Annotated in this window: 23 protein-coding genes, 1 tRNA gene and 1 pseudogene; 18 read left to right on the plus strand and 7 right to left on the minus strand. The window is 62.3% G+C overall.

What is annotated here, in order from left to right; translation table 11 throughout:
• Position 1: 1 nt before the first annotated feature.
• From rfbB to CKO27_RS17065, 3 genes are all read right to left on the minus strand, one after another.
• Positions 2-1075 (minus strand): dTDP-glucose 4,6-dehydratase, encoded by a 1074-nt coding sequence (rfbB, locus tag CKO27_RS17055; RefSeq protein WP_200376122.1) that lies wholly within the window; start codon positions 1073-1075, stop codon positions 2-4.
• Between the two features lie 23 nt (positions 1076-1098).
• Positions 1099-1608: a single-stranded DNA-binding protein gene (ssb, locus tag CKO27_RS17060; protein WP_200376123.1), complete on the minus strand. Its 510-nt coding sequence runs from the start codon at positions 1606-1608 to the stop codon at positions 1099-1101.
• Between the two features lie 73 nt (positions 1609-1681).
• Positions 1682-3037: an MFS transporter gene (locus CKO27_RS17065; protein WP_338116088.1), complete on the minus strand. Its 1356-nt coding sequence runs from the start codon at positions 3035-3037 to the stop codon at positions 1682-1684.
• A 280-nt stretch (positions 3038-3317) separates the two neighbouring features.
• Here CKO27_RS17065 and uvrA point away from each other — a divergent pair, with 280 nt between their 5' ends.
• The 8 genes from uvrA (at position 3318) to CKO27_RS17105 (ending at position 11608) form a co-directional block, all read left to right on the plus strand.
• Positions 3318-6143, plus strand: coding sequence for an excinuclease ABC subunit UvrA (gene uvrA, locus CKO27_RS17070; RefSeq protein ID WP_200376124.1), 2826 nt, complete (start codon positions 3318-3320; stop codon positions 6141-6143).
• Between the two features lie 117 nt (positions 6144-6260).
• Entirely contained in the window at positions 6261-6485 is a 225-nt protein-coding gene (locus CKO27_RS17075; protein WP_200376125.1) for a ribbon-helix-helix protein, CopG family, read from the plus strand.
• Positions 6469-6882, plus strand: a complete 414-nt coding sequence (locus tag CKO27_RS17080; RefSeq protein WP_200376126.1) for a type II toxin-antitoxin system VapC family toxin — start codon at positions 6469-6471, stop codon at positions 6880-6882. Before CKO27_RS17075 ends, CKO27_RS17080 begins: the two co-directional genes overlap by 17 nt.
• 427 nt (positions 6883-7309) lie before the next feature.
• Positions 7310-8311, plus strand: coding sequence for a helix-turn-helix domain-containing protein (locus CKO27_RS17085; RefSeq protein WP_200376127.1), 1002 nt, complete (start codon positions 7310-7312; stop codon positions 8309-8311).
• A complete protein-coding gene (locus tag CKO27_RS17090) occupies positions 8308-8664 on the plus strand; it encodes a DUF4258 domain-containing protein (protein WP_200376128.1) in 357 nt (118 codons plus the stop codon). Before CKO27_RS17085 ends, CKO27_RS17090 begins: the two co-directional genes overlap by 4 nt.
• A gap of 7 nt (positions 8665-8671) precedes the next feature.
• Positions 8672-9154, plus strand: coding sequence for a hypothetical protein (locus tag CKO27_RS17095; RefSeq protein ID WP_200376129.1), 483 nt, complete (start codon positions 8672-8674; stop codon positions 9152-9154).
• A gap of 426 nt (positions 9155-9580) precedes the next feature.
• Positions 9581-10453, plus strand: coding sequence for a DUF5677 domain-containing protein (locus tag CKO27_RS17100; protein WP_200376130.1), 873 nt, complete (start codon positions 9581-9583; stop codon positions 10451-10453).
• Between the two features lie 195 nt (positions 10454-10648).
• The gene (locus CKO27_RS17105) at positions 10649-11608 is read left to right on the plus strand and encodes a restriction endonuclease (RefSeq protein ID WP_200376131.1); all 960 of its coding nucleotides are present in this window, start codon (positions 10649-10651) and stop codon (positions 11606-11608) included.
• A 282-nt stretch (positions 11609-11890) separates the two neighbouring features.
• Here CKO27_RS17105 and CKO27_RS17110 read toward each other — a convergent pair whose 3' ends face one another.
• Entirely contained in the window at positions 11891-12388 is a 498-nt protein-coding gene (locus tag CKO27_RS17110) for a GNAT family N-acetyltransferase (protein WP_200376132.1), read from the minus strand.
• The gene (locus CKO27_RS17115; protein ID WP_200376133.1) at positions 12385-12678 is read right to left on the minus strand and encodes a type II toxin-antitoxin system TacA family antitoxin; all 294 of its coding nucleotides are present in this window, start codon (positions 12676-12678) and stop codon (positions 12385-12387) included. Before CKO27_RS17115 ends, CKO27_RS17110 begins: the two co-directional genes overlap by 4 nt.
• Before the next feature lie 144 nt (positions 12679-12822).
• On the opposite strand from CKO27_RS17115, the pseudogene CKO27_RS17120 reads away from it, so the two are divergent.
• The 7 genes and pseudogenes from CKO27_RS17120 to CKO27_RS17150 form a co-directional block, all read left to right on the plus strand.
• A pseudogene (locus CKO27_RS17120) lies at positions 12823-13293 on the plus strand (excinuclease ABC subunit UvrA); the annotation flags it as partial.
• 455 nt (positions 13294-13748) lie between these two features.
• On the plus strand, positions 13749-15374 hold the full coding sequence (locus CKO27_RS17125; protein ID WP_338116086.1) for a methyl-accepting chemotaxis protein: 1626 nt from the start codon (positions 13749-13751) through the stop codon (positions 15372-15374).
• A 281-nt stretch (positions 15375-15655) separates the two neighbouring features.
• A complete protein-coding gene (locus CKO27_RS17130; protein WP_200376135.1) occupies positions 15656-16564 on the plus strand; it encodes an adenylate/guanylate cyclase domain-containing protein in 909 nt (302 codons plus the stop codon).
• Positions 16565-16624: 60 nt separating this feature from the next.
• On the plus strand, positions 16625-18469 hold the full coding sequence (locus CKO27_RS17135; protein ID WP_200376136.1) for a methyl-accepting chemotaxis protein: 1845 nt from the start codon (positions 16625-16627) through the stop codon (positions 18467-18469).
• A gap of 56 nt (positions 18470-18525) precedes the next feature.
• Entirely contained in the window at positions 18526-18966 is a 441-nt protein-coding gene (locus CKO27_RS17140; protein WP_200376137.1) for a DUF2721 domain-containing protein, read from the plus strand.
• A gap of 125 nt (positions 18967-19091) precedes the next feature.
• On the plus strand, positions 19092-19559 hold the full coding sequence (locus CKO27_RS17145) for a CDP-archaeol synthase (protein ID WP_338116087.1): 468 nt from the start codon (positions 19092-19094) through the stop codon (positions 19557-19559).
• A 234-nt stretch (positions 19560-19793) separates the two neighbouring features.
• Positions 19794-19867: transfer RNA gene (locus tag CKO27_RS17150), tRNA-Cys, on the plus strand.
• A gap of 166 nt (positions 19868-20033) precedes the next feature.
• Here CKO27_RS17150 and CKO27_RS17155 read toward each other — a convergent pair.
• Together CKO27_RS17155 and CKO27_RS17160 are read right to left on the minus strand one after the other, a co-directional pair.
• On the minus strand, positions 20034-20396 hold the full coding sequence (locus CKO27_RS17155; protein ID WP_200376138.1) for a Rieske (2Fe-2S) protein: 363 nt from the start codon (positions 20394-20396) through the stop codon (positions 20034-20036).
• Positions 20397-20643: 247 nt separating this feature from the next.
• A complete protein-coding gene (locus CKO27_RS17160) occupies positions 20644-21255 on the minus strand; it encodes an NAD(P)-dependent oxidoreductase (protein WP_200376139.1) in 612 nt (203 codons plus the stop codon).
• Positions 21256-21613: 358 nt separating this feature from the next.
• Here CKO27_RS17160 and CKO27_RS17165 point away from each other — a divergent pair, with 358 nt between their 5' ends.
• The 3 genes from CKO27_RS17165 (at position 21614) to mgtE (ending at position 25815) form a co-directional block, all read left to right on the plus strand.
• Positions 21614-23404, plus strand: a complete 1791-nt coding sequence (locus tag CKO27_RS17165) for an AAA family ATPase (RefSeq protein ID WP_200376140.1) — start codon at positions 21614-21616, stop codon at positions 23402-23404.
• Complete coding sequence (locus CKO27_RS17170) at positions 23401-24285, plus strand: general secretion pathway protein GspB (RefSeq protein ID WP_200376141.1); 885 nt, start codon at positions 23401-23403, stop codon at positions 24283-24285. Before CKO27_RS17165 ends, CKO27_RS17170 begins: the two co-directional genes overlap by 4 nt.
• 87 nt (positions 24286-24372) lie before the next feature.
• On the plus strand, positions 24373-25815 hold the full coding sequence (mgtE, locus tag CKO27_RS17175; protein WP_200376142.1) for a magnesium transporter: 1443 nt from the start codon (positions 24373-24375) through the stop codon (positions 25813-25815).
• The last annotated feature ends 2 nt before the right edge of the window (positions 25816-25817 follow it).

Consider the following 25817-nt stretch of genomic DNA (forward strand, 5'->3'; position numbering starts at 1 on the left):
ATCATATTCCCCTCGGGACGCCGCCGGCGCCCAGACGTTCTCCCAGGTAGCTCCCGTCGGTGACGCGCCGGCACCAGTCGGGGTTCTCCAGATACCAGGTCACCGTCCGCCGCAGACCGGATTCGAAGGTCTCCTCGGGCTCCCAGCCCAATTCGCGCTTGAGCTTGCCGGCGTCGATGGCATAGCGACGATCGTGTCCGGGGCGATCGGTGACGAACCGCTTGAGCTGGATGTGCGGGCGGTGCGGTGAGTCGGGGAGACATTCGTCGAGCAGGGCGCCGAGCGTATCGACCACCTCCAGGTTGGTGCGCTCGCTGTTGCCGCCGACGTTATAGACCTCGCCCGGCCGACCCGCTTCCAACACCCGCCGGATCGCCTTGCAGTGATCCATGACGTACAGCCAGTCGCGGATGTTGCCCCCGTCCCCATAGACCGGCAGCGGTTCGCCGCGCTGGGCCTTGAGGATCATCAGCGGAATCAGTTTCTCCGGAAACTGGTAGGGGCCGTAATTGTTGGAGCAGTTGGTGGTGAGCACCGGCAGACCATAGGTGTGGAACCAGGCGCGCACCAGATGATCGGAGGCCGCCTTGGAGGCGGAGTAGGGCGAGTTGGGTGCGTAGGGGGTGGTCTCGCTGAAGAGCCCGGTCGGCCCCAGCGAGCCATAGACCTCGTCGGTCGAGACATGCAGAAACCGAAACCCGGCCCTGGCCGCGTCGCCAAGCTCGGCCCAATGGGCGCGCGCGCGGTCGAGCAGGTTGAAGGTGCCGACCACGTTGGTCTGGATGAAGGCGCCAGGTGCGTCGATCGAGCGATCCACATGGCTCTCGGCGGCGAAATTGACCACCGCCTCGACCTCGTAGTCGCGCAGCAGCCGCCCGACCAGTTCGGCATCGGCGATATCACCCTGAACGAAGACATGGCGCGGGTTGCCGCCCAGGTCGGCCAGGGTGTCCAGATTGCCGGCGTAGGTCAGCCGATCCAGATTGATCACGCGGGCCTCGGTCTGGTCCAGGATGTAATGGACGAAATTGCCGCCGATGAAGCCGGCGCCGCCGGTCACGAGCAGGGTGCGCATGAGATCCTCTCCCTGGAAGACGGTCAGAACGGGATATCGTCGTCAAAATCGGCCTGGGCGCCACCAGGGCCGCCCTGATCCAGGCCGCCTTGATGGCCGCTCTCGCGGGCCGGGGCACGGCTGCCGCCGCGTGAAGGCGGTGGCGCGGGCGCGTCATCGAAGGGCACCGAGGATCCACCGCCCTGACGGCTGTCGAGCATCTGCATGGTGCCGCTAATATCCACGACGATCTCGGTCGTATAACGGTCCTGGCCGTCCTGTCCCTGCCATTTGCGCGTGCGCAGCTTGCCCTCGACATAGATCTTCGAGCCCTTGCGGACATACTGCTTGACGATCTCGGCCAGCTTGCCGAAGAAGACCACGTTGTGCCACTCGGTCCGCTCCTGCATCTCGCCGGTGTTGCGATCCTTCCAGGAATCGCTGGTCGCGATCCGGACGTTGGCCACCGCATCGCCGCTCGGCATGTAACGCACCTCGGGGTCGGCCCCGAGATTGCCGATCAGGATCACTTTGTTGACACCGCGTGCCGCCATATCTGCCTCCCACCCAGCGCCGCGCCTGGGTGACTATTTGTCGAACTGGTAGTTGAGTTGACCGGCGCCCCGATCAGGCGCTGGCCGAGGAAAAAGCCCGCAATCTTGCCCAATCGAGTTGTCGACTGTCCACCTTGAGATAGGCGACGCCCTCGTCGAGCGCGATCACCACCTCCTTGACTCCCGGCACCTCGAGCAGGCGTTGCTCAAGCCCCAGGGCATCGCTCGCGGGCGTCGCTCCCAGGGCGAGGACATGGCGCGTCAGGTTCTCGGGAATCGACAGGGTCATCATCAGGCCGATCCAGATCAGCGAGGTCAGGGCGCCGACCAGATAGACCGCGTCGGCCCCGAAGGTCTCGTGCGCGATCCCGCCCAGCAACCCGCCGAGAAAGGCGCCGACGAACTGGGAGCTGGAAAAGACCCCCATCGCCGTGCCCTTGGCCCCGGCACGCGCGGCCTTCGAGACCAGCGAGGGCAGCACCGCCTCCAGCAGATTGAATATGGTGAAGACCACCACCAGCAGGACGCCGACGACCCAGAGCGACTGGTTGAAGAGGAAGAAGCCCAGCATGGAGAAGGCCAGCACGCTCACCGACCCGAGCAGCACCGGCCGTGCCTGGCCTCGCTGCTCGGCCAGCACGATGAAGGGCACCATGGCGAGAATCGCCAGGAGCACCGCCGGGAGATAGATTATCCAGTGATCGGCCAAGGGTAGACCCGCGTCCCGCAGCGAGAGCGGAAGCACCACGAAGAGGCTGACCATGGTCAGATGCAGCATGAAGATGGCGAGATCCAGGCGGACCAGGGTCGGGTTGCGCACCACTCCCGCGAGCTGCTCCAGCACCGGCTGGGAATCGCGATGCATGGTCGAGTGTTCCGGATCCGGCACGACAAAGGCGAGCACCAGCATGCCGCCGATGGCGAGCAGGGCGGTCAGCCAGAAGATCCCCGAGATGCCGATCCAGGCCGTGAGCGGCGGACCCGCGACCAGCGCCGCGGCGAACGAGAGCGCCACGCTGATGCCGATCGCCGCCATCCCCTTGGTGCGCACCTCGTCGCGCGTGAGGTCGGCGGTCAGCGCGATGATGGCCGCGGCGATCGCCCCGCTGCCCTGGAGGACGCGCCCCAGGATGATCCACTGGATGCTGTCCGCCATGGCCGCCACCAGGCTGCCCAGCAGGAAGAGCGCCAGTCCGCCATAGATCACCGGCTTGCGTCCGATCCGATCCGACAGCAGACCGAGTGGGATCTGAAACAGCGCCTGGGTCAGACCGTAGGCGCCGATCGCCAGTCCGACCAGGATCGGCGTCGCTCCGGGGAGATCATGGGCATGAATCGCCAGCACCGGCAGCACCATGAAGAGGCCGAGCATGCGGGTCGAAAAGATGGCGGCGAGCCCGGCCGCCGCGCGCCGTTCCGAGGCCGACATCGGGACGTTGGGGATATCGGAGTTGGGTCTGTCTGATCGCTTCACGGACACCGGCCTTTGCGTATTGAAGGCGAAGGTTCGCATAATAGCAGCTTGGCTTGAGCGGCAGCAGACGTAGCCTTCTTCCAGGCCGCATCCCGCGAGCGAGGCCAGATGTCCGCGACTCAATGGACCGGATCCGCGGGATCGACAGGGTTTGTCGCCCGGCCGCCGCTGGACTTCGCCACCCTGTCGATCCCGAGCCTCCCTTCCATCCTGTCCAAATCCCCCGGCGGACTTCATGCACACCATCCGCATCCGTGGCGCGCGCACCCACAATCTCAAGAGCGTTGACCTGGATCTGCCGCGCGATCGGTTGATCGTCTTCACGGGTCTGTCCGGCTCCGGCAAGTCCTCGCTCGCCTTCGATACCATTTATGCCGAGGGTCAGCGTCGCTACGTGGAATCGCTGTCCTCCTACGCCCGTCAGTTTCTCTCGATGATGGAGAAGCCGGATCTGGATCATATCGAGGGGCTGTCGCCGGCCATCTCAATCGAGCAGAAAACCACCTCGCACAACCCACGCTCGACCGTCGGCACCATCACCGAGATCCACGACTATCTGCGTCTGCTGTTCGCCCGCGTGGGTGAGCCGCGCTGCCCGACCCACGGCGAGCCGCTCGACGCCCAGACCGTCAGCCAGATGGTCGATCAGGTGCTCGCCCTGCCGGAGGGCGAGAAGCTGATGCTGCTGGCCCCGGTGGTCTCGGCGCGCAAGGGCGAGTACCAGCGTCTGCTCGCCGAGCTGCACGCCCAGGGCTTCGTGCGCGCCCGCATCGATGGGGCACTCTGCGAGCTGGACGCTCCGCCGGAGCTGGATCTCAAGAAGAAGCACGATATCGAAGTCGTCATCGACCGCTTCCGGGTCCGCCCCGACCTGGCGTTGCGTCTGGCCGAGTCCTTCGAGACCGCGCTCAACCTTTCCGGCGGTATCGCGCGCATCGGCTGGATCGACGAATCCGATCGACCCGAGCTGACCTTCTCGGCCAAGTTCGCCTGTCCGGTCTGCGGCTACAGCATCGCCGAGCTGGAGCCGCGTCTCTTCTCCTTCAACAATCCGGCCGGCGCCTGCCCGACCTGCGACGGGCTGGGCGTGGAGCCCTTTTTCGATCCGGCCAAGGTGGTCGTGCATCCGGAACTGAGTCTGGCGGGCGGCGCGGTGCGCGGCTGGGACCGGCGCAACGCCTACTATTTCCAGATGATCCGCTCGCTCGGCGAACACTATGGCTTCGATGTCGAGATCCCCTGGGTCGAGCTGCCCGAGCCGATCCGCTCGGTCGTCCTCTACGGCAGCGGCAAGGACAAGCTCAAGCTCAAGCTGCCCTACGAGAAGGGCAGTCCCAAGGCGCGGCCCTTCGAGGGCATCGTTCGCAACATGGAGCGACGTTACAGGGAGACCGACTCCAGCACGGTGCGCGAGGAACTGGCGCGCTACATGTCGCACCAGCCGTGCCCGGCCTGTCAGGGCTCGCGGCTGAACGAGGCCGCCCGCCACGTTTTCGTCGGCGACCACAACCTGCCCGCCGTCTCGGGCCTGCCGGTCGGCGAGTCGCTGCGCTATTTCGAGACCCTGGAGCTTCCCGGCAAGCGCGGCGAGATCGGCTCCAGGATCACCAAGGAGATCGCCACCCGACTGCGTTTCCTGGTCGACGTCGGGCTCGACTACCTGACCCTGGAGCGCAGCGCCGAGACCCTCTCCGGCGGCGAGGCCCAGCGCATCCGCCTCGCCAGCCAGATCGGCGCCGGGCTGGTCGGGGTCATGTACATCCTCGACGAGCCGTCCATCGGCCTGCACCAGCGCGACAACGCCCGCTTGCTCAAGACCCTGACCCACCTGCGCGACATCGGCAACACCGTGATCGTGGTCGAGCACGACGAGGAGGCGATCCGCGCCGCCGATCTGGTGGTGGACCTGGGGCCGGGCGCCGGCGTCCACGGCGGTGAGATCGTCGCCCAGGGAGGCGTCGAACAGATCGCCGCCGAACCCCGCTCCCTGACCGGGCGCTATCTGCGGGGCGAGTTGCGCATCGAGATCCCGACCCGGCGCACGCCCAACGATCCCGAGCGCCAGTTGCGCATCCTCGGCGCCAGCGGCAACAACCTGCGCGGGGTCGACGCCGCCATCCCGGTCGGCACCTTCTGCTGCGTCACCGGCGTCTCCGGCTCCGGCAAATCGACCCTCATCAACGACACGCTGTTCCCGGTCATCGCCCGCCAGCTCAATGGGGCGAGTCTGAATCCAGCCCCGCATACCGCCATCGAGGGGCTTGAGTATTTCGATAAGGTGGTCGACATCGACCAGAGCCCCATCGGTCGCACCCCGCGCTCCAACCCGGCGACCTACACCGGGCTGTTCAACCTGGTGCGCGATCTCTTCGCCAACGTCCCGGAGGCGCGCTCGCGCGGCTACGGGCCAGGACGCTTCAGCTTCAACGTCAAGGGCGGACGCTGCGAAGCCTGCAAAGGGGACGGATTGATCCGGGTCGAGATGCACTTCCTGCCCGACATCCATGTCCAGTGCGAGGTCTGCCGGGGGCGCCGCTACAATCGCGAAACCCTGGAGATCCGCTACAAGGGTAAGACCATCGACGAGGTGCTCAACCTCACGGTCGAGGACGCCCTGACCTTTTTCGCCCCGGTCCCGGTCATCCACCGCAAGCTCCAGACCCTGATGGACGTCGGCCTGTCCTACGTCACCCTCGGTCAAAGCGCCACCACCCTCTCCGGCGGCGAGGCCCAGCGCGTCAAGCTCAGCCGAGAACTCTCCAAGCGCGACACCGGCCGCACCCTCTACATCCTCGACGAGCCGACCACCGGCCTGCACTTCCACGACGTCAAGCACCTGCTCGACGTCCTGCACCGCTTCCGCGACCAGGGCAACACCGTCGTCGTTATCGAGCACAATCTGGATGTCATCAAGACGGCCGACTGGATCATTGATTTAGGACCGGAAGGCGGGGACAAGGGAGGGGAGATCGTCGGGGTCGGAACGCCCGAGGAGATCGCGGCCAATGCGCGGTCGCATACGGGGCGGTTTCTTGGGCCGTTATTGGAGCGCGGCTGGTAGCGTTTCGATGGACTGAGAGGTTGCCTTGGTCAGGATCAGACACCGGCGGCACTCATGGACGCGCCGAGGTCAGATGGGTAGCATCTGGTAACACTTCATCGCGGCGATGCGATCACCATGATCCGAACCCAAATCAGCCTGCCCGAAGCGGATTACGCGGCGGCCAAAGCGGAAGCTGAACGACTTGGTATTTCTCTGGCGGAACTGGTCCGCCGCTCGCTCCGCAACGCGCTGCCCTTGGATTCCGATCAGCCCTGGATGCGGTATGCCGGCATGGTCGAGTCCGGCGATCCGCAGTCCAGCCAGCATGTCGACGAGATCGTCTATGGCGCAAAGCCCTGACGCCTACGTCGACACGTCCGCGTTGATCGCCTTTCTCGATCGTTCGGACACCTATCACCCACTCTTCCAGCGTTTGTTTGCGAATCCGCCGCGCCTGATCACGTCAGCGCTCGTGATTGCCGAGACGCATGGATGGTTTCTGCGGCGGTACGACCGTACTCGGGCGCTTCAGTTCATGGCCATGGTCGAGGTGATGACACCCATGCAGGTGCATCCGGTCGGGCGTGATGAACAGGACGGAGCGCTCCGGATCTTGCGGCGGTTCTCTGATCAGGATCTAACGCTCACTGACGCCTTGGGGCTCCATCTGATGCAGAGCCTCCGGATCCCGCGATGCTGGTCAACCGATTTCCATCTCGGACTCACGGGTGTCCCACTGGTGATCCATGCCAATTAAGAGCCATGGGATGCCCTGGTCGAGCGAACCGTATCGGTCGCGATATGCCCCGAAGTTGTAGTGAGAATGGTCAGTTATCACATCGTAGCAATCAGTACCCTGTAGGTGTCAGCGAGGTCATTTCTCGCAACTGCGTACGCTGGTGCAACCACGCGAGAACTGACCCTCATGCCATCCAGCACCGCCCACCAGCAATCGATGGAACCGTTACGCCGGCCCTAAAGACGCCTTCCGCGTCTTTAGGGCCGGCGACCTGTGAGCCAATCCGCACGCGCAGTAACCTTGGTGTCGTCCAGTGATCGTCTGCTGGGGTGCTTTATGGATCTTCCAGCTAGCCGTTAAGGACAAATAGCGCTATAAAGACGCTCGACGTCAACATCTGATGCGTCTATTCTTTGCTGCAACGACGTTAGCGAGGAGACGCGCCATGACCGACACCCTGAACCCCGAAGCCCTAAAGCTCCATCGCAAGCTGCGGGGGGGCTGGTCTCAAGACCGGCTTGCCGATGAGAGCAAGATCAGCAAGACCCAGATCAGCCGCTGGGAGCGAGGTCAGCAGGTCGACAACATCCGCCCGAGCAGCCGTGAACGTCTGAGCAAGGCGCTCGGCGTCAAATGGGAGGAGTTGACGCGTGCCCCCAAGGACACCTTGAAGTTGCGGAGTCGCGTCCCAGTGAAGGGTGGCATCGACCGGGCGGCCCGCACCTTTCTGACCATCGTGCAATGGCATTTGGACTTGACCGAAGACGCGATCATGGACCTGGCTCCGCTTGCCGTTCTGATCCTCGCAGAACGCAGCTTACGCGCCCGCCAAACTGCCCTCGATGAAACTGTGGGGGAGCTGGAGGCGGCCACTGCGGAGGCATGCCGCCGGTTGCCGTATCTGCCCGGCGCATTCCACGATGGCTACCGTTACGACTGGATCGAAGAGGAACGCAAGTCTCTGAGAGAGCGTGAGTTGTTTGTGACATACGAGGACGATGAAGGCGAAGAGCACTCGCCTTTCATCAACTTCCTACAGGACGACCTCAAGGCGCTCGGTCTATTCGAGGAGCACCCGATCGAGTTCACGGCCAGCTACAGTGGGGCGACACCTGACTATGCTGTTCCCACGTATGTTTTCGGCGCCAACCTCGGGCTCGATCCTGACAACAAGGCGGATCAAAGCACCCTTGAACGGATTCAGGATGGGCTCATCGATCTGTCGGAGGTCTGGGAGAAGAAACAATCTGCCGATGTAGAGGAGTATCGGCGCTGGCTTGAGGAACAGAGCCAAGCGGTGGCCGAAATGACGGCAATGCGAATCAAGATGCCTGGCTTCAAGGTCAAAACCAACCTTCCGGGAAACCACTCATCGCAGGTCGCCACCGACAGCACCGCTGACGCGGCACCCGCTGTCGAGAACACCGATACGGAGCAACGCACATGAACCTGACCTTGACCCAACACGCCCTGTCCCGCATCCGTCAGCGCGGCCTGCGCGAATCCGATATCTCTGTGATCGTCGGCGCCGGCACGCCCGTCGATGACGACAGCCTACTGCTACTCGGGCAGGACGTGGATCGAGAGATCCGTCGACGCAAGCAAGAGATCAACGCATTGGAGCGGTTGCGTGGCTGCCGTGTGGTGATTGCAGGCGAGACCGTAATCACGGTCTACCGTCCTTCACGCAAGACCGAAAGGCTACTGCTGCGAGGCCAGCATCGTCAGCAAGCCATTCCGGCTGACCACGCTTTCCGGGCACTTCCAATCCATGATGGAGGCCATTCAGATGCGAGTTAACCCAGCAATGCGCACCATCGACATATCAGATGCGGTTCGGAGTATGCGCGTACATGTGGCCGAGTTGACGCAAAAGCTCAGGAGAATGGAACGCGCACTCGAACACCAGCAGTCACGGCCCACCCAGAAGGCTGTCTGTCTGGCGCTGGAAACCGAGTTTGGCTACGAACTCTGGGGCCAGAGATTCACTGCGCGTAACGGCAACGACGCGCTCGTTTCAATCCTCCGGCACTTCGCCGAGTTGGCTCCGGAATTCCCTGAGCAGTATAGTCGAGCCGTCAAGACCCTTGGCCGCAAACGTCCCTATGTCGCTCGCACGGTCGAGGCCGTCTACCCGGGGAAACCGGGGTTATGGAAGTTCACCGAGGTTTTCGCACCGGGTTGGTACGTGGGTACCAACGAGAGCAACGACAAGAAGCTCGATCTTCTGCGCATCGCCTGCCAAACCATCGGTCTTCGGTTCGGAAAGGATCTGAAGGTTCGGATATAGGCAACTGATGGGCACAGGGAATCCGAGTCGATAAATAGGCACGAAGAGCGGCGGGCATCAACAAGCGATATTCAGCAAGAACCCCTGCGGATCGCTTCACTCAGTAGCCTACGCATAAGCGATCAGTTTGGCGGCTCATCGAGGCTGCTCTTGTACCAGGTAAGTACATCCATTAAAATAAATAAATTTAATGGATGTGCTTAGCTCGACTTTGGCCATTTTTGCAGCACCCCAGCGGGGTAACTGCCTGATAAATCATGAGGGCGAAAAATTAGAGGCGGTCGGGAGGCCCGAAACGCCGGAATTGGACCCCTCGCTAATTTTTGAGTGCGCCGCAAGCCTTTGATTTTAAATGGACTTGCGGCCTGGAAAAATGGTCAAAGTCGAGCTTAGTATACAATCTAGAACACGTAAGATCAGGAATCAATGGACTCTATTAGTCAATTTTGCGCTGCCCACAGCCTCGATGCGAGCGGTGATTACTCAAATATCGTTATCCCGCTTAGTGCGACGACTGAATGCCACGACTTGGTGTCACGAGTTCTCTGTGACGCGATAGGAGACAGCCCGAAGCAAAACGTTCTCGCTATTGCGTATGGCAACATCGTCGGCCGCATTCACGAGCATGCCGAAGCCATGCTCGTTTGCATCGCAACAAATGCTTACGCCAGCGCCGAAGTTTTGGCGCGGACGGTTTTGGAAAGCTCTGTAAACCTCTCGTTCAAAGTGAAACATGACCTAGAAGCGCCTCTCATCGCCTACTTTAAACGATGGTTGTCTTCCCACCGACAGACACTGACCGACTGGAAGAAACATGAAACACAACTCGGCGATCCCGACGGTACAAAGAGAATAGTTGAAGCAAGATTAGAATGGCTTGCGAACCTTGAGACGTTCTTGGATTCTCTTATAAAAGAACTTAGCCTCGACAACGGCGCTTCTCCTCATTTGTGGCCGAGAAAGATATTCAAGCGCTTTGAAGATGTCGGGCAGCAAAGCACCTACTATACAAGCTACCATCGCCTTAGCAGCGCGAGCCACGCACTAGCAGAGGACACTTTGCTATATTTGCAGGCTTTTACCCGATCAGATGCCAAGGCGCTCCAAGAGCTGGGTGTGGTGGCAATTAGCTACTCGGTGATGATGAGCTATATCGCCACCATCTCCGTGACTCAGGCTTTCGAGTCTTTGGCTCAGTTCTACCAACCGAATTTGGAGCGAAATTGCTTTCACATGCACCGTACCCAATTAGAGAACGAGATTTCTAGCATTGCAGCAGCAGCGGGATGCATTAAATGATCTAGAAATTGCAGAAGCGCTCGCTCTGCAAAAATTTAGGCAGCTAATTAAATCATTGCAATTTTTTGTAGGCGTTAATTATTTTTATAAGCGATTTATTAATATATAGCATTGATATTTAAATATTTTTAAAATACTTAATTTAGTTCGATGTTTTCATTTTCCACTCTTTATTCTGTTGGAGTACTTGGCGAAATGTATAAAGTCGGAATTACAGAAAAAGGTTACGTAAAAGTCATTACAGATGGCCGCGCTGTATATCAAGCCACAAAATATTCTTTAACGCCACACAACTGGTGCCCCCCTATTTCGTCCGTTAGACGCGGCGCCAAGGGTATGGGAGCTATAGTTTATCAATCTAAGCGTGGAGGCATCTTGACTGAAAATAAATGTCGTGAGCTTGACAGGGTGCAAAAAGTTGATATTTGCCCAACGTCCTTTGATCGATATTGCGCAACACAAGGCTTAAAAGTTAAGGACTGCATAGCAAAAGATACAAGTTTAGGGGCGTGGATTAGCAGGACCATTGGGTCTAGCACTATAGAGTATTATAATCATGATTGCGCGGAAATATTTAATCATTGCCAGAGAATTGCACAGCAGTGGATAGACCTAGATAGGGCGGCAGATGAAATAAGAGCTGAAGACAGAAAAAAATACATTGAAAAGGCCACAAAACGCTGGGTTAAATTCTTTAGAATTCAAAACCTAAGCAATATTGACTCCATGAGTGGAAAGGAGTTTGAATCAGCAATCGCTTTATTATACGAGTGTAAAGGGTATAACGTGAAAATGACAGCAAGCACTGGGGACTTTGGCGTTGACGTTATTGCCGAGAAGCATAGAAAAGTAACAGTAATTCAGACAAAACGCCATACAAATAACATCGGTGTCAAGGCAGTTCAAGAGGTTTCTGCAGGTGCCTACTACTACAAGGCGGATCATGCAGCCGTCATTACAAGTTCATTTTTTACCAATCAAGCAAAAAAGCTTGCTGACAGTACTGGCGTCGAATTGATTGACCGAGAGAGGTTAATGGAAATATGGGCTAATACGCACAAGAACGATAATATCCCAATTTTCGAGTTACAGGAATACGAAAAAATCAGACATAACATTGATCGCATACTAGGAACGCAATATGTAATGGAATAGATCGGGACAAGGAACATTATTTGTGAACAGCGTCAAGCTAAACGAAATAAGGCTCTCTGGGATCTCAGTAGAGACCATCCGACTCCCTATAGCCGTTCACGGTGAGCCCTTCAGCTTCGCTCAGGAGAGCCTTGTCGAGCCATGCAAGGCTCAACTTCCGGCACCTTAGGATTTCCCGTTCACCCTTCGACAGGCCCGTCCTGAGCGAAGTCGAAGGGCTCAGGGCGAGCGAAAGACTCTTAACTTGACGACAATGGGGCCAGAGCCCCCTCGTTCAAGACATCAGCCCACCCAGCGGCGGGCATCCTTGAGGAGCAACAGCCGTTGCTGCTCACGCAGAGGAGAGGCGATGAAGCCGAAGCGGGTGTAAAACTTGGCTGCTGCTTCGTCGATGGGGTGGGTGAGCATCGCCCGGATTCCGGCCTGCTCGGCAATCAACAGCGTGCGGCGAATCGCATCCTGGAGCAGGCCGAAGCCAATACCGCGACCTTGATACTGGGAAGAAACAGCCAGCCGCGCCAGGATTACCACCGGCACTGGATACGGCCCCATTCCTTTGCGGGTGCGCTCGGGGGCATCCAGCGTATCGATCTGGCCGACGGTCAAACTGTAATAGCCTGTGACCCGATCATCGTCGGCCACGACGAAGGTCTTGGCTGAACAGCTGCCTTGGGCCTGTCGCGCGTGGCGCAGCAGCCAGTCGTTCAGGGTTGGCTTACCGCAATCAAGTTCGTCCAGCCGATGCCGCGCCCCGAGAGGCTCGGGTCCGCGCAAGCTCACTTCATATCCCAGGGCGCCTTGCGCGAGAAGAGGTCACGCACGCCTTCATTGGGCTGCTCCGGCCGCTCCAGCAAATCCATTAGGGCTTGGTACTGGCTGCCCGAGACCATGAAGAGGCGCTGGTCCAGCAGAGTCTGCTCGGCGGCCAGACAGGCGCTGTCGAGAATGAAGTCGGTCAGGGATTTGTGCGCCACTTCGGCCGCACGACGCAGCACGGCTTCCTGCTCAGGCGTGGCGCGTAAGCCCAAACGGGCTGAACGGCCGGAGGGTGAAGAGGCGATGGCGCCCATGACAAACCTCGATGTGTCAGATCAGTTGCCGCAATGTTAGTACAATCAGCATACAGTGCCCAGCCGCCTGTCGGACACCTTGCGCGCTTCCTGCTTAGAGTCCCGGCCTTAGTCCTCACAGCCGGGGTCACGAACTGCAGGTCAATGATTGCATACGAGGCTTCTTCCGCATTCGGTCCGTGTTCGGCATTTCCCCCTCGATCCCGACGGCGTTTCCTGGTCGACTTCGGGCTCGACTATCTGACCCTGGAGCGCCGCGCCGAGACGCTCTCCGGCGGCGAGGCCCAGCGCGTCAAGCTCAGCCGAGAACTCTCCAAGCGCGACACCGGTCGCACCCTCTACATCCTCGACGAGCCGACCACCGGCCTGCACTTCCACGACGTCAAGCACCTGCTCGACGTGCTGCACCGCTTCCGCGACCAGGGCAATACGGTCGTCGTCATCGAGCACAATCTCGACGTCATCAAGACCGCCGACTGGATCATCGACCTGGGGCCGGAGGGCGGGAATAAGGGGGGAGAGATCATCGGGGTCGGCACCCCGGAGCAGATCGCGGCGAACGAGCGGTCGCATACGGGGCGTTTCCTCGCCCCCCTGCTGCGGCGAGGTTGGTAGCCGGTGCCGATGCGTTTCGCTTCCAAGCCGGCGAACGAAGGCAAGAGCCCTAGGCCATGACTGGCCGATTCATTGGGCCGTTCGAGGGTTAGGGACAACACAACCCGCCCCGAGGACAGGAGCCCTTCCGTGTGCATGCAACCAAGGCGCGGAGGATTATAATCCGTGTACGGAAAGGGGCTGCTTTCGAGGTTCGTTCCGTCGTCCGCGCTCGATGCTGGCTCGTGAACAAGGGAGATCCGTCGGGCTCAAGGGGTAAATCATGGGGCCGAACGAGCGAAAACGGCGAGGACAGCCTCATGGCTTGGCGGAAGTCGGACGGCAGTCATAGCCATGGCGTGGACTATCGGCTATGGTCGACGGCGGCCCAGTCCAGGCGCGCGCCGAGGTGCCAGTGTAAGGGCGTGGGGTTTATCTCCGAGACAATCGGTATCGACGACAGCACGGGAGGTCGCGTGTCTTTCAAACGTTGGACGGTGGGGAACCGCATTCGACTCTTGGTCGCCCTTGCGCTACTGGGTCTGGTCGTCCTCTGCTTCGCCGCTCTGTTTCAACTGCGTGTTCAGATGCTTGAGGACCGCCAGGATAAGACGAAGAACCTGGTCGAGGTCGCCTTGGGAGTCCTGGCGCATCACCAACGGATGGTCGAAGCAGGCACGCTGTCCGTGCAAGAAGCGAAAGACTCGGCGCGTGAAACGCTGCGCGGGATTCGCTACGCGGGCAGTGAGTACTTCTTCATCTTCGATACCAATCACGTCTACGTACTGCTTCCTCCCAAGCCCGCGTTCGAAGGCCAGAACAAGAAGGATCTCCAGGACGCCAACGGCAAGTTTCTGATCCAGGAGCTGGTCACGGTGGCGCGACAGGGCGGCGGATTCGTCGACTACTGGTTCCCGCGCGCAGGCGAAACGCAGGCCGAGCCAAAGCTCTCCTACGCCGCTCTCTTCGCCCCCTGGAACTGGGTCGTCGGCACCGGTATCTATGTCGACGATATCGACGCCAAGTATCGCGCTGGCGCTATCCTGCTCGGCGGCATGTCCGTCGCGCTGCTGATCGTGCTGGGCCTGGTTGGCTGGCGTATCGGGGCGAGCATCATCGGTCAGCTTGGCGGGGAGCCCGCAACGGCGCGGACCGCGATGGAACAGGTCGCGCGCGGGAATCTGCGCGTCGCGCTGGGCCATCCACCCGACGGTAGCTTACTGGCATCGCTGCGCACCATGGTGGATGCGCTGCGCGCGCTGGTCGGTGAGATCGATAACGAGGCCAACGCCCTGGTCTCGGGCGCGGAGAACATCGCCCGTGCGTCCGACGAGGTCTCCAACGCCTCGCTGCACGAATCCGAGGCGACCTCTTCAATGGCGGCGGCGATCGAGCAGTTGACCGTCAGTTCCACCCACATCTCCGAGATCGCGCGCGACACCGAAGCCGATTCGCGCGCCGCGATGGAACTCGCCAGCGACGGACGCGCGCTGGCCGACCGCGCGAGTCAGGCCATTCAAACCATCGCCACGACGGTCACCGAGGCCTCGGGCCGGCTGGGCGCGCTCGCGAGCCGCGCCGACCAGATCTCGGCGATCCTCGAAGTCATCAAGGCCATCGCGGCTCAGACCAATCTGCTCGCGCTCAACGCGGCGATCGAGGCCGCGCGGGCGGGCGAGCAGGGACGCGGCTTCGCGGTGGTCGCCGATGAGGTACGCGGGCTGGCCGGACGGGCCGCGGAGGCCACCAAGGAGATCGAACGGATGATCGCCGGCATGCAGGGCGAGACGGGCGCGGCGGTCGCGTCGATGAGCCGCGTCCTGCCCGAGGTGGAAGCCGGTGTGCGGCTCGCGCAATCCGCCTCGGACGCACTCGGTGCGATCGAAGCCGGGGCAAACGGCACGCTGAACCGGGTTCGGGAAGTGGCCGATGCCACGCGGGAGCAGGCTGCGGCCTCCACTTCCATCGCGCGGCACGTCGACGAGATCGCCAATATGGTCGAAGGTACGACGCTCGCCATCCGCGAAACGGCCAAGACCGCCAATCGGCTCGATGGGATCGCGCGGAATCTTAAGCAACAGATCGCACGCTTCCATCTGTAGTGGGAGCGGCTTTTAGCCGCGATGAGCGCCGACGCGAGGTTTTTCGTGGCGGCAAGCCGCTTCCATGGGTGTGCTCGTTTGTCGTCATCTTACGAATCGAGGCACTACCACCCTGTTCGGTCGAAACGGCCGTAGGTGGCGTTGGGCCATATTGCCCGCCATCGGCTCGATCACTATATAGTCGGAATCTCGCCCCGCCTGGCGGTGGCCCGTGCCTCGGGACGCTCGCCGTCCAGACGCGCCCGGGCCGGCGTCCCTTGTCGAGACGCGGAGGAATCCCGATGGAGCAGGTCGAGACCCTGACCCTGCTGTTCGCCGACATCAGTGGCAGCACCCGGATCATCAAGGAACACGGCGATGTGGCGGCCCGGCTGATCATCCAGCGTGGCCTCCACCGCGTGGCCAAGGCCGTGACCGACCATCAGGGTCGTGTCGTGAGCCAGATCGGCGACGAACTCATGTGCACCTTCCCCGAGGCCCGCGCGGCGGTTCTGGCCGCGTTCGACATCCAGGACGAGGTCAGACGGGGAGGGCTGATCGGCGAGTATCCGCCGGATGTCCGTCTGCACATCGGCTTGCATCATGGCCCCGTCATCCTGGAGGAGGGACAGCTTTTCGGGGATACCATCCATGTCGCCAAGCGGCTGGTCGATCTGGCCAAGGCGGATCAGATCCTGTCCACGTCCGACACCCTGAGCCTCGCCGGCGCGATTCCGGGCGCCGGTTGGCGACTGGTCGACCGGATCCGCATGAAGGGCTACGACCATCCCGTGGCGATCCATGAGGCCGTGCGCCTGGATCCGGATATGACCCTGGCCACGCGGCGCGCCGAGATCCCGCTGGCCGGCGAGTTCTATGCCCGATGCCGGCTCGCTCATGGCGCCGTGACCTTCGTCCTGGAGGCCGCGCGACCCGTTTTCACCATCGGCCGCGATCCGGCGAGCGATCTGGTGATCCAGCAGGGGAGCGTGTCGCGGGATCATGGTCGGCTCGAATATCAGAAGGGCCGGATTATTTATCTTGACCACAGCACCAATGGTACCTTTATCAGCGAGGAGGGAGGGCTGGAGCCAGTGCTGGTCCATCACGAGCAGCGTTGGCTGCGCCACCAGGGTCTGCTGCGTTTCGGCGCTCGGGACGATCCCTTGGGGCGCCTCACACTCGGATATCGTTGCGAGCGGGCCGAATGAGCGTCCGCGCCGACGCCTTTTGGACATGACGACTCACCAAATCATTGAAAGGGATCTCCGATGCTTATCCGACACAAGCTGTTCAGTCTCTCCGCCCTGTCCGTCGGCGCGCTGCTGTTGCTGCTGGCGGGCTCCTGGTGGACCTGGCGTTCGCTTGAAACGCTCAACGATACCAAGGCGCTTACCCTGACCCTCTCCAATCGGTTGCTGCGCATGCGCCATCATGAAAAAGACTTCCTCATGCGCTTGGACGACGCGCACGCGCAGCGGCTGCGCCAGGAGGCCGAGGGGTTCGACGAGCAGTCGCGGCGGCTCGGGGCGACCCTCGCGCGCGAGGCCATCCCGGTCGCCCAGCTCGCCGAACTGCAACAGGGCGTCGGCGATTATCTGAACACCTTCGAGACCTTTGTCTCCGAGTACCGGACGATCGGCTTCGATCCGGAGTCGGGTCTGTATGGGAGTCTCCGCGAGGCGGTGCATCAGGCCGAGGCCGCGGTCAAGGCCACGCGGCGCGATGATCTGCTCGCGGGCATCCTGCAGCTGCGCCGTCACGAGAAGGATTTCATGCTGCGCTCGACGACCAGCTACGTCGACAAGTTCAAGGCGGACCACGCGGTGCTCCTCGATCGGGTTGGCGAGGATCCCGTGGTACGGGATGTCCTGGAGCGCTATCGGCGCGATTTTCTCGCCCTGGTCGAGGCCCAGACGCGGGTGGGGCTCGCTCCCGATCAGGGCCTTCGAGACGCCTTGACTCAGTCGATGCTCCGAGTGCAATCCCGGCTCGACCTCATCCAGGCCCAATTGGATGAGATCCTGGAGGCCAAGGAAACCAGGGCGGCCTGGGAACTGGTTCTGTTCGCTCTGGCGATCTCCCTGCTGGTCGCGACCATGACCCTGCTGATCACACGCACCCTGAATCGCCGCCTCGCGCGGACCATCGGCGTCATCCAGGACATCGCCAACGATCACGACATGACCTTGCGATTGGATCTGGGCGGCAAGGACGAGTTGTCGCGCATGGGTCTTCACTTCAACGCCATGATCGACAGCGTTCTCCATCTCGTCGGTGCGTCGAAGGAGGCGGTGGAGCAGCTCGGTCAGGCGACCATCCAGCTCTCGGCCAATGCCGAGCAGACCGCTAGCGGTGGCCATCGACAACTCCAGGAAACCGATCAATTGGCCACCGCCATCACCGAAATGCTGGCGACTATCGAGGAGATCGCCCGCAACACCGAGATGGCGGCCGACCGTACCCGACAGGCGAGCGACAATGCGCGACAGGGACAGGAGCGGGTGACGCAGACCATTCAGCGCATCGAATCTCTGGCGAGTCGGCTCGGTGATTCCACCACGGCGACGGGCGAGTTGGTCAGGAGTTCGGAGACCATCGGCTCGGTGCTGGAGGTGATTCGCGGGATCGCCGAGCAGACCAATCTGCTGGCGCTCAATGCCGCGATCGAGGCCGCCCGCGCGGGCGAGCAGGGGCGTGGCTTCGCCGTGGTCGCGGGCGAGGTCCGCACGCTCGCGATGCGCACCCAAAGCGCCACGGCGGAGATTGGCGACATCATCGCAACCCTGCGGGGCAAGACGGCGGCCATCGTCGAGCTGATCGACGACTGCCGGACCGAGGGTCTGGACAGCGCGACGCAAGCCAATCGAGCGGGCGATTCGCTCGGTCGGATCACCGACGATGTGTCTCGCATCATGGATATGAGTACCCAGATCGCCACGGCCGTCGAGGAGCAGACCCATGTCGCCGCCGAGATCAACCGGAACATCCTGGCCATCCGCCATGTGGCCGAGCGCACGGCCAGCGCCTCGCACGCCAATGCCGAGACCTCGTCCCAGGTCGCCCGTCATGCCGAAGGGCTCGGGCAACTGATCAGCCGCTTCAAATGCGCCTAGCGAAGCCGTCCGGCGGCTTGCCGAGGCCATGACGATTACCCGGAGTCGACCAACCCATGTTGCAGGAACCGTCCATCGCCGCCGTGGCGCACGTCATTCAGCTTGCCGTCGCCCCGGTCTTCCTTCTGACCGGCATCGGCGGCATGCTGGCCGTCATGACCAATCGACTTGGCCGCATCGTCGACCGCGCCAGGTGTGTCGAGCATACGCTCGCCACCACGCCCGAGGAGGCTCGGGGCGTTCAGGACGAACTGCGCCTGCTTTCGCGTCGGGCCAAGCTGATCAGCCTCTCCATCGGTCTGTGCACCCTGACCGCGCTGCTGGTGTCCACGGTCATCGCCATCCTCTTTCTCGGGGCCTTTCTCGTCTTCGATGCCTCCTTGATCGTGGCCCTGTTGTTCGTGGCGGCGATGCTGGCCTTCATCGCCGCCCTTGTCGGTTTCCTCCGCGAGGTGTTCCTGGCCATCGATGGCTTGGTGTTCGGCAAGTCCGCTTGACGCGACCTTCCATGACCTTGCGATCGTCGCGCATCTCTTCACCATGAGGCTTGGATGAGCAAAGCCCCGCGAACCGACGGGCGGTACTCGGGAAGTTGGACTGCTAGAGGCCGATATCCGTGCTCGTGGCTTTGTTGTTGGTGACCTGGGCCAATGGGGCTCCACTGCTGGCCCGCTTGGTATTGGGGGACCGCTGGACGCGAAGCGTCGACGGAGGGCGTCTGTTTCTCGATGGCCAACCCTGGCTCGGCGCTTCCAAGACCTGGCGTGGCTGGCTGGCCTGTCTGCTGACAACGCCGATTCTTGCCGTTCTGCTCGCTGTTCCATTGACGGTGGGCCTGGCGGTGGCCCTGACCGCGATGCTGGGCGACTCGGCGAGCAGTTTCATCAAGCGCCGCTTGCGCCTGGGTGCGAGTCAATCGGCTCCGCTGCTGGATCAGATACCCGAGTCGCTGCTCCCCGTGCTGGTTTTGTGGGGATCTCTCGGTTTATCCGCGCTCGAATCGCTCTTGGTTGTCGGTGGCTTTCTGCTGATCGATCTCGCCTTGACGCCCATGGCGTCGCGCATCAAGGGGCGCCACCGCCATGGATAACGGGAAGGTTTTAGCGGCCGGTTGTTAGTGACGACTGCATATGCTTGTATTTTTAGATTTTTATGTCAGGGTTGGCCGCGAAAAATCAGTGATTTCCCATGAGTCGATGAGTTGACCTCGCGAACCCGGTCGAACCCCAGGTCGCCGCCCCTGTCCAGAATCGACGGCTTGCGTCAAAATTGGGAAAGCCGCGCGTGACAGGCTCTGGTTTCCCAATTAGAATACCCGGCTCTAGGCTGAGTGGCAGAGTGGTTATGCAGCGGCCTGCAAAGCCGTGTACCTCGGTTCGATTCCGGGCTCAGCCTCCAAATACCCGTCTCAAGCTGTTCCAAGACATCCCGAAGCCCGCCTAAGTGCGGGCTTTTTCTTGCCTGTTTGCTCCATGGCGTCTTACGGGGTCCGTTGATATCTCGGAATAAGCATCGGCAAGCCACTGATGGCGTGAGTTGTCCGAAGCCTTTAGGGCGCAAGGTGCTAAACCGGCCGCTCGCCAATCCGTCGATCCTTGATCCAGATCGCGCCATCGTTCTCCGAGACCTTCACGGCTGTCAGACGCTCGCCCCGACAGAGGGTGCTCATGGACTCGCCGGTGACTGGGTCGAAGACGATCCCGTGCATCGAGCAGCGCAAGTATTTGCCCGTGTGATCCAGGATCGCGTCCTCTTCGCCATCGAGCGGGCGGGCCATGTGAACGCAGCGGTTCAAGTAGGCGAAGCAGCGCTCCTGGAAGCGCACGAGAATCAAGGATGCCGGCTCGCCGGAGAAGATTACCTCGAGTTTGAGATAGGCCCCCTCGCGCAACTCGTCGCTACGACAGGCCCGAAGTCGGTTGATCATGGTGCGTTTCCATCCTCGAACAGGGCTCTCGCGAGAGCGTTCACGACTCGGTGCCTTGGGCATCGAGCGATTGTCCCCAGGCTCCGTGAGCGTCTCTGTGGATAAGCTGTGTCATTCAGCCGTAACGAGCCGCCAGGATTGAGAAAGCCGCGTACTGGTCGCTTTTTGACCAGCGCTCGCCCAGTCGGCGGCACGGACCAGACGACGCGAGAGCATGATCAGTCCCGGCGGCCAAGCGTCGCGGCGGTCAGGTGACCGCTGGTGTCCGATGCAAAAAGGCGTCGTCCGTCAGTTGGCGCAGCACGAACTCCGCGACGTCCGCGCGCGCGATGCGCCCGGACTTGAGGGTCGGGTCGAGGCCGAAGCGATAGGCGCCGGTGCGCGGACCATCCGTCAGCCCGCCGGGACGCACGATGACCCACTCGAGCCCGCTCGCCCTCACCAGTCGCTCCTGCTCCGCCTTGGCCGCGAGGATGCGCTTGAGCATGAGGTCCATCATCAGCCGAAACGCCCACGGGATCTGAGCCCGGCTGTCGCCGACACCAAGCGAGCTCACCACCACGAGTCGGCGCACGCCGGCCTTCTGCATCGCGACCAGGATGCGCTCGGTACCGCGAGCCTCGATGGGCTCCTGCTGGCCGTGCGAGCCGAGTACGCCGATGACCGCGTCCGTGCCTTGGACGCACTCGGCGACGGCCGCCGGGTCGAGCACGTCCCCGCCGAGCGTCGTCAGGCCGTCGCGGGGATCGAGCTTGGTGGGATCGCGCGCAAGCGCCCTGAGGCTGTGACCCTGCTCCAGGGCCTGGGCCAGGATCTGCCGGCCGGTGCCGCCGGTCGCGCCGAAAAGGGCGATGTGCATGGTGTTGTCTCCTGTTTGACGTCTGTCCAATCGACGACTGGACAATGCGGGCGGTTCAGCGGGAAGGCGAGGGGGGAGATCGCGGTGCGTACCCGGTGCCAGTTGGGCCATGCAAGAAGGAAATTCTGGAGCAAGCCGCGTTAAAAGTACCCGGCGTCGCGGGTTGAATTCCCCCAGGGGCTTGAGCCTTTCCGTCAGGCCGCTTGACGCCCATGGGCGCGCTGACTAACCTGCCGCTGACCGAGCCGTCGCCCGATTCGAAGCCTCGGTCGCGACCATCCAATCTCCGCGCCACGCCCGTGACCATTGCCTCAGACTCTAGGGGTGGTCTTGGCGAGCATCGCACCGAGCATTCAGCGTGTACCCGAAATACTTCGGGCTCAAGGAGCCCAGTTTCTCGATCGCCCCGGATCCGCACTATCTCTTCCTGAGCGAACAGCATCGGGAGGCGTTGGCGCATCTGCTCTATGGGGCCGGGGAGAGTGGTGGCTTCGTTCTGCTCACCGGGGAGGTCGGCACCGGGAAAACCACTGTTTGTCGAGCCTTTCTCGAACAGTTGCCCGAAGACGTCGACGTGGCCCTGATCCTGAATCCGGCCCAGTCCGCCACCGAACTCCTGACGAATGTGTGCGAGGAGTTCCGCATCCCGCTTCCCCCCGGCAAGCGCTCGAACAAGATGCTGATCGACCGTCTCAATGAGTATCTGCTGACCGCGCACGCCAATGGCCGCCGGCCGCTGCTGATCATCGACGAGGCGCAGAATCTGTTGCCCCAGGCGATGGAGCAGATCCGCCTCCTGACCAATCTGGAGACGACCAAGCAGAAGCTGCTCCAGATCTTTCTGATCGGTCAGCCCGAGTTGCGGCGTCTGCTGGAACGGGACCGGCTGAGACAGCTCGATCAACGCATCACCGCCCGGTTTCATCTGACCCCATTCAATCTCCGGGAGTGCGGCGACTACATTCGCCACCGGGTGGCGGTCGCGGGTGTCGACCGGCCGCTGTTCTCGTCACGGGCGATCCGGCGGATCTATCGTTACTCCGGTGGCATTCCGCGTTTGATCAATATCCTCTGCGATCGGGCCTTGCTCGGAGTCTGCGTGACCCGCGGTTCGCAGGTCAGCCCCGCCATCGTTGCGAAGGCCGCGCGCGAGGTGCGCGGGGATCCGATCGAGGCGCCGGCCCGCTCTCCCCTGCGTCTGGCGATGGTCGCCCTGCTGTCCTTCGGGTTGGCCGCCGCCGTTGGTCTCTGGGCGCATTCCACGCTGAAGGAGGATCCGCGCGAGATCCTGTCGCTGTGGTTCCAGGAAGGGCCGGAGGCGCCGACCCCGGCCGAGACTCCCGAGTCCTCCGTCGCCAGCCCCGGTCAACCGGAGGCGTCCACGACGCCAATCCAGGCGGATGTCGCTCCGACCCCGGATGGGGGGCATCCACCGGACCCATTGGTCGAGCCGGCTCCACCGGCGGCGGTCGGGGAATCCTCGGTTCCCCCGCTGCCGATGCCGGAGCCCCTGGCCCTGGAGTCGCGCGCGCTGCCGGAGTCCGAGGCCATGAGGCTGTTGCTGCGTCGTTGGGGCCTGGATCCCGAAGCGATCGGCCGCGAGGATCCTTGCGCGGATATCCGAATTTTAGGGCTGAGCTGCGAACCGGAGCAGGGTCGACTCAGTCATGTCCGTTTCTTCAATCTGCCGGTGTTGTTGCGAGTGCTGGATAGCGATGGCGCGTCGCGCTATCTCGTGCTCGGTGCACTGGAGGCCGGCGAGGCCACGCTCGATTTTCCGGGCGGCCCGGAACGGGTGCCCCTGGAGTCTCTGGAGCGCGTCTGGACGGGCGATTACAGTCTGATCTGGCAGCGTCCGCCGGGGGGGGCGAGCCTGATTGGGGCCGGCTCCAGTGGCGAGGATGTCCGCTGGTTGCGTGCTCTTCTCGCCAAGGTGCCGGGGTTGGGGATGCGGCCCGGCAACTCGGCGCGCTTCGACGCGGATCTGGTCAGCGCCCTGCGGGCCTTCCAGGCGTCGAAGGGCCTGATGCCGGATGGGATCGCCGGCCCCCGGACCATCATCGTCCTGCAGCACGCGGTCGGAGTGCCGGGCCTCCCGCGTCTCGATGGAGGGCCCGCGTCGGCCCAGCCAGGGAGTGGCGCGCCATGAGCTATATCCTCGAAGCCTTGAAGAAGTCGCAGCAGGAACGTGAGCTTGGCCAGGTACCAACCCTAGACGCCAGCGCCCTATTCACCGAGGACAAGGAGCCCGTCCCGACCAACCACTGGGCGCTCCTCGCGGTTGGGTTGGCCTGCCTGGCGGTTGTGATCGCGCTCTATGCCGCGTTTCGGGTCGTGGAACCACCCTCGGAGCCGCCTGAGCCGGTATCCGAGCCGCTCATGGGCGAGACCGCGCTGCCGCGGATGCCCGTCGCGCCCCGTCCGATGTGGCCGGAAACGACACCATCGGGGCTTGAAGTCGCGCCTTTGATCGAGGCGCCCCCGCCGAAGCGCCTGCCTCGCCCGGTCGCGCCAGACACCCAGGAGCCAATCCAATTCACTGACCAGGAGCCTCGCGTGGAATCCGTCGATCCTCCGGTTTCGACGGAGTTCGATCCCGATCTGGAGCTGGATCTGCTGCGCCAACTGGAGTCGGAGCAGGCGGCCATCAATGCGACCCGGGAGGTCTTGGGCGATCCGCCACCACGGGTGGCGCCGGTGCCGTCCGATCTGATTCAGGATATCGAGGCCTTCAAGCAGCAGGTGCGGCGCGAGCAGGGTATTCCTCCGCCCGAATCCAAGCGGACGCCCGCCAGGATCAGCGGGGATCCGACCCGTTTGAAACTGACGCCCGAGCAGCAGGCGATGGTTCCTGGCTATCTGATGACCGTGCATGTCTTTGACGCGGATGTCGCCAAACGCTTCGTGGTCATCAACACCCTCAGATACCGCGAGGGCGAGGAGACGCGCGAGGGCCTGCGGGTCGAGCAAATCCTCAAGGATGGGGCGGTACTCAGTTATCTCGGGAATCCCTTCTACGTTCCTCGCTGAGGCGCGTCGGCGATCACGTCTCGCCAGACGGCGGCGATCGCCGTACAGTGCCCGCCTCACCCTCCCTGAGTCGGATCGGACCTCTCCATGAGCGAGCAAAAATCACGCGATCCGGATCTCTTGGCCCGTCATCTGCGCGATGTTCGGGAACTGCTCGCGCGCCAGCGCCTGGTCGAGGAACTGGGGCACCGTCAGGGTATGCCGCATCAGGATCTGGTCGACTCCATCACCCATCGCCAGACCCTCGGGTGGCTCCAACGCAAGCTCGACCGGCTGCATCCGGCGGATATCGCCCGCATCCTTGAGTCCCTGCCGCGCGATCAGCGGCAATTCGTCTGGGATCTGGTGCGCGCCGACAAGGACGGCGAAATCCTGCTGGAGGTGTCGGACGCCGTCCGCCCCACCTTGCTCGAGACCATGGATTCCCATGAGATCCGGGCGGCGGTGGAGACGCTGGATGTGGACGAACTCGCCGATCTCGCGCCCGAGCTGCCGCCGGACGTCATGCGCGACGTGCTCGCCTCGCTCGATCAGGAGGAACGCGAGCAGGTCCGGGCCGCCATGTCCTACCCCGAGGATACGGTGGGCGCGCTCATGGATTTCGACATGGTCACCGTGCGCAAGGACGTGACCCTGGAGGTGGTGCTGCGCTATCTGCGCCGTTTCGAGGAACTGCCCGACCATACCGACAAGCTCTTCGTCGTCGACCGCGAGGATCGGCTACGCGGCGTTCTGACCCTTGAGTCGCTGCTCATCAACGCGCCCGAAAAGCGGGTGTCGGAGGTGATGAAGTCCAAATCGCTGGTGACCTTCGCGCCCGAGGACGACGCCGACGACGCCGCCAAGGCGTTCGAGCGTTACGACCTTATCTCCGTGCCGGTCATCGATGCCGGACGAAGGGTCGTCGGGCGGGTCACCGTCGCCGACATGGTCGATCGGATCCGCGAGGAGTCCGAGGCCGAGATCCTGAACCAGGCCGGTCTGCGCGAAGAAGAAGACATCTTCGCGCCCATCATCCGCTCGGTGCGCAACCGCTGGGCCTGGCTGGCGATCAATCTGATGACCGCCTTCATCGCCTCGCGCGTCATCGATCTGTTCGAGGGCTCGATCGAAAAGCTGGTCGCCCTGGCCGCCCTGATGCCGATCGTCGCCGGCATTGGCGGCAACGCGGGCAACCAGACCATCACCATGATCGTGCGCGCGATCGCCATGGGGCAGGTCGATCCCTCGGCGTTGTGGCGGCTGCTCGGCAAGGAGGTGGGGGTGGCCCTGATCAACGGTCTGGTCTGGGGCGGCGTGGTCGGGGGGATGGTCTGGCTGCTCTACGGAAGCCTGGCGCTCGGTCTGGTCATGACCGCCGCCATGACCCTCAATCTGTTGCTCGCGGCCGTCGCCGGGGTGGTGATTCCCCTGCTGCGACAACGTTTCGGGCGGGATCCGGCGCTGGGCGGCTCGGTCATGATCACCGCGCTGACCGATTCTGGCGGGTTCTTTATCTTTCTTGGCCTGGCGACGCTCTTTCTATTGTAGGC

The organism is Thiocystis violacea (assembly GCF_016583575.1).
In the GTDB taxonomy this organism is placed as follows: Bacteria; Pseudomonadota; Gammaproteobacteria; order Chromatiales; family Chromatiaceae; genus Thiocystis; species Thiocystis violacea.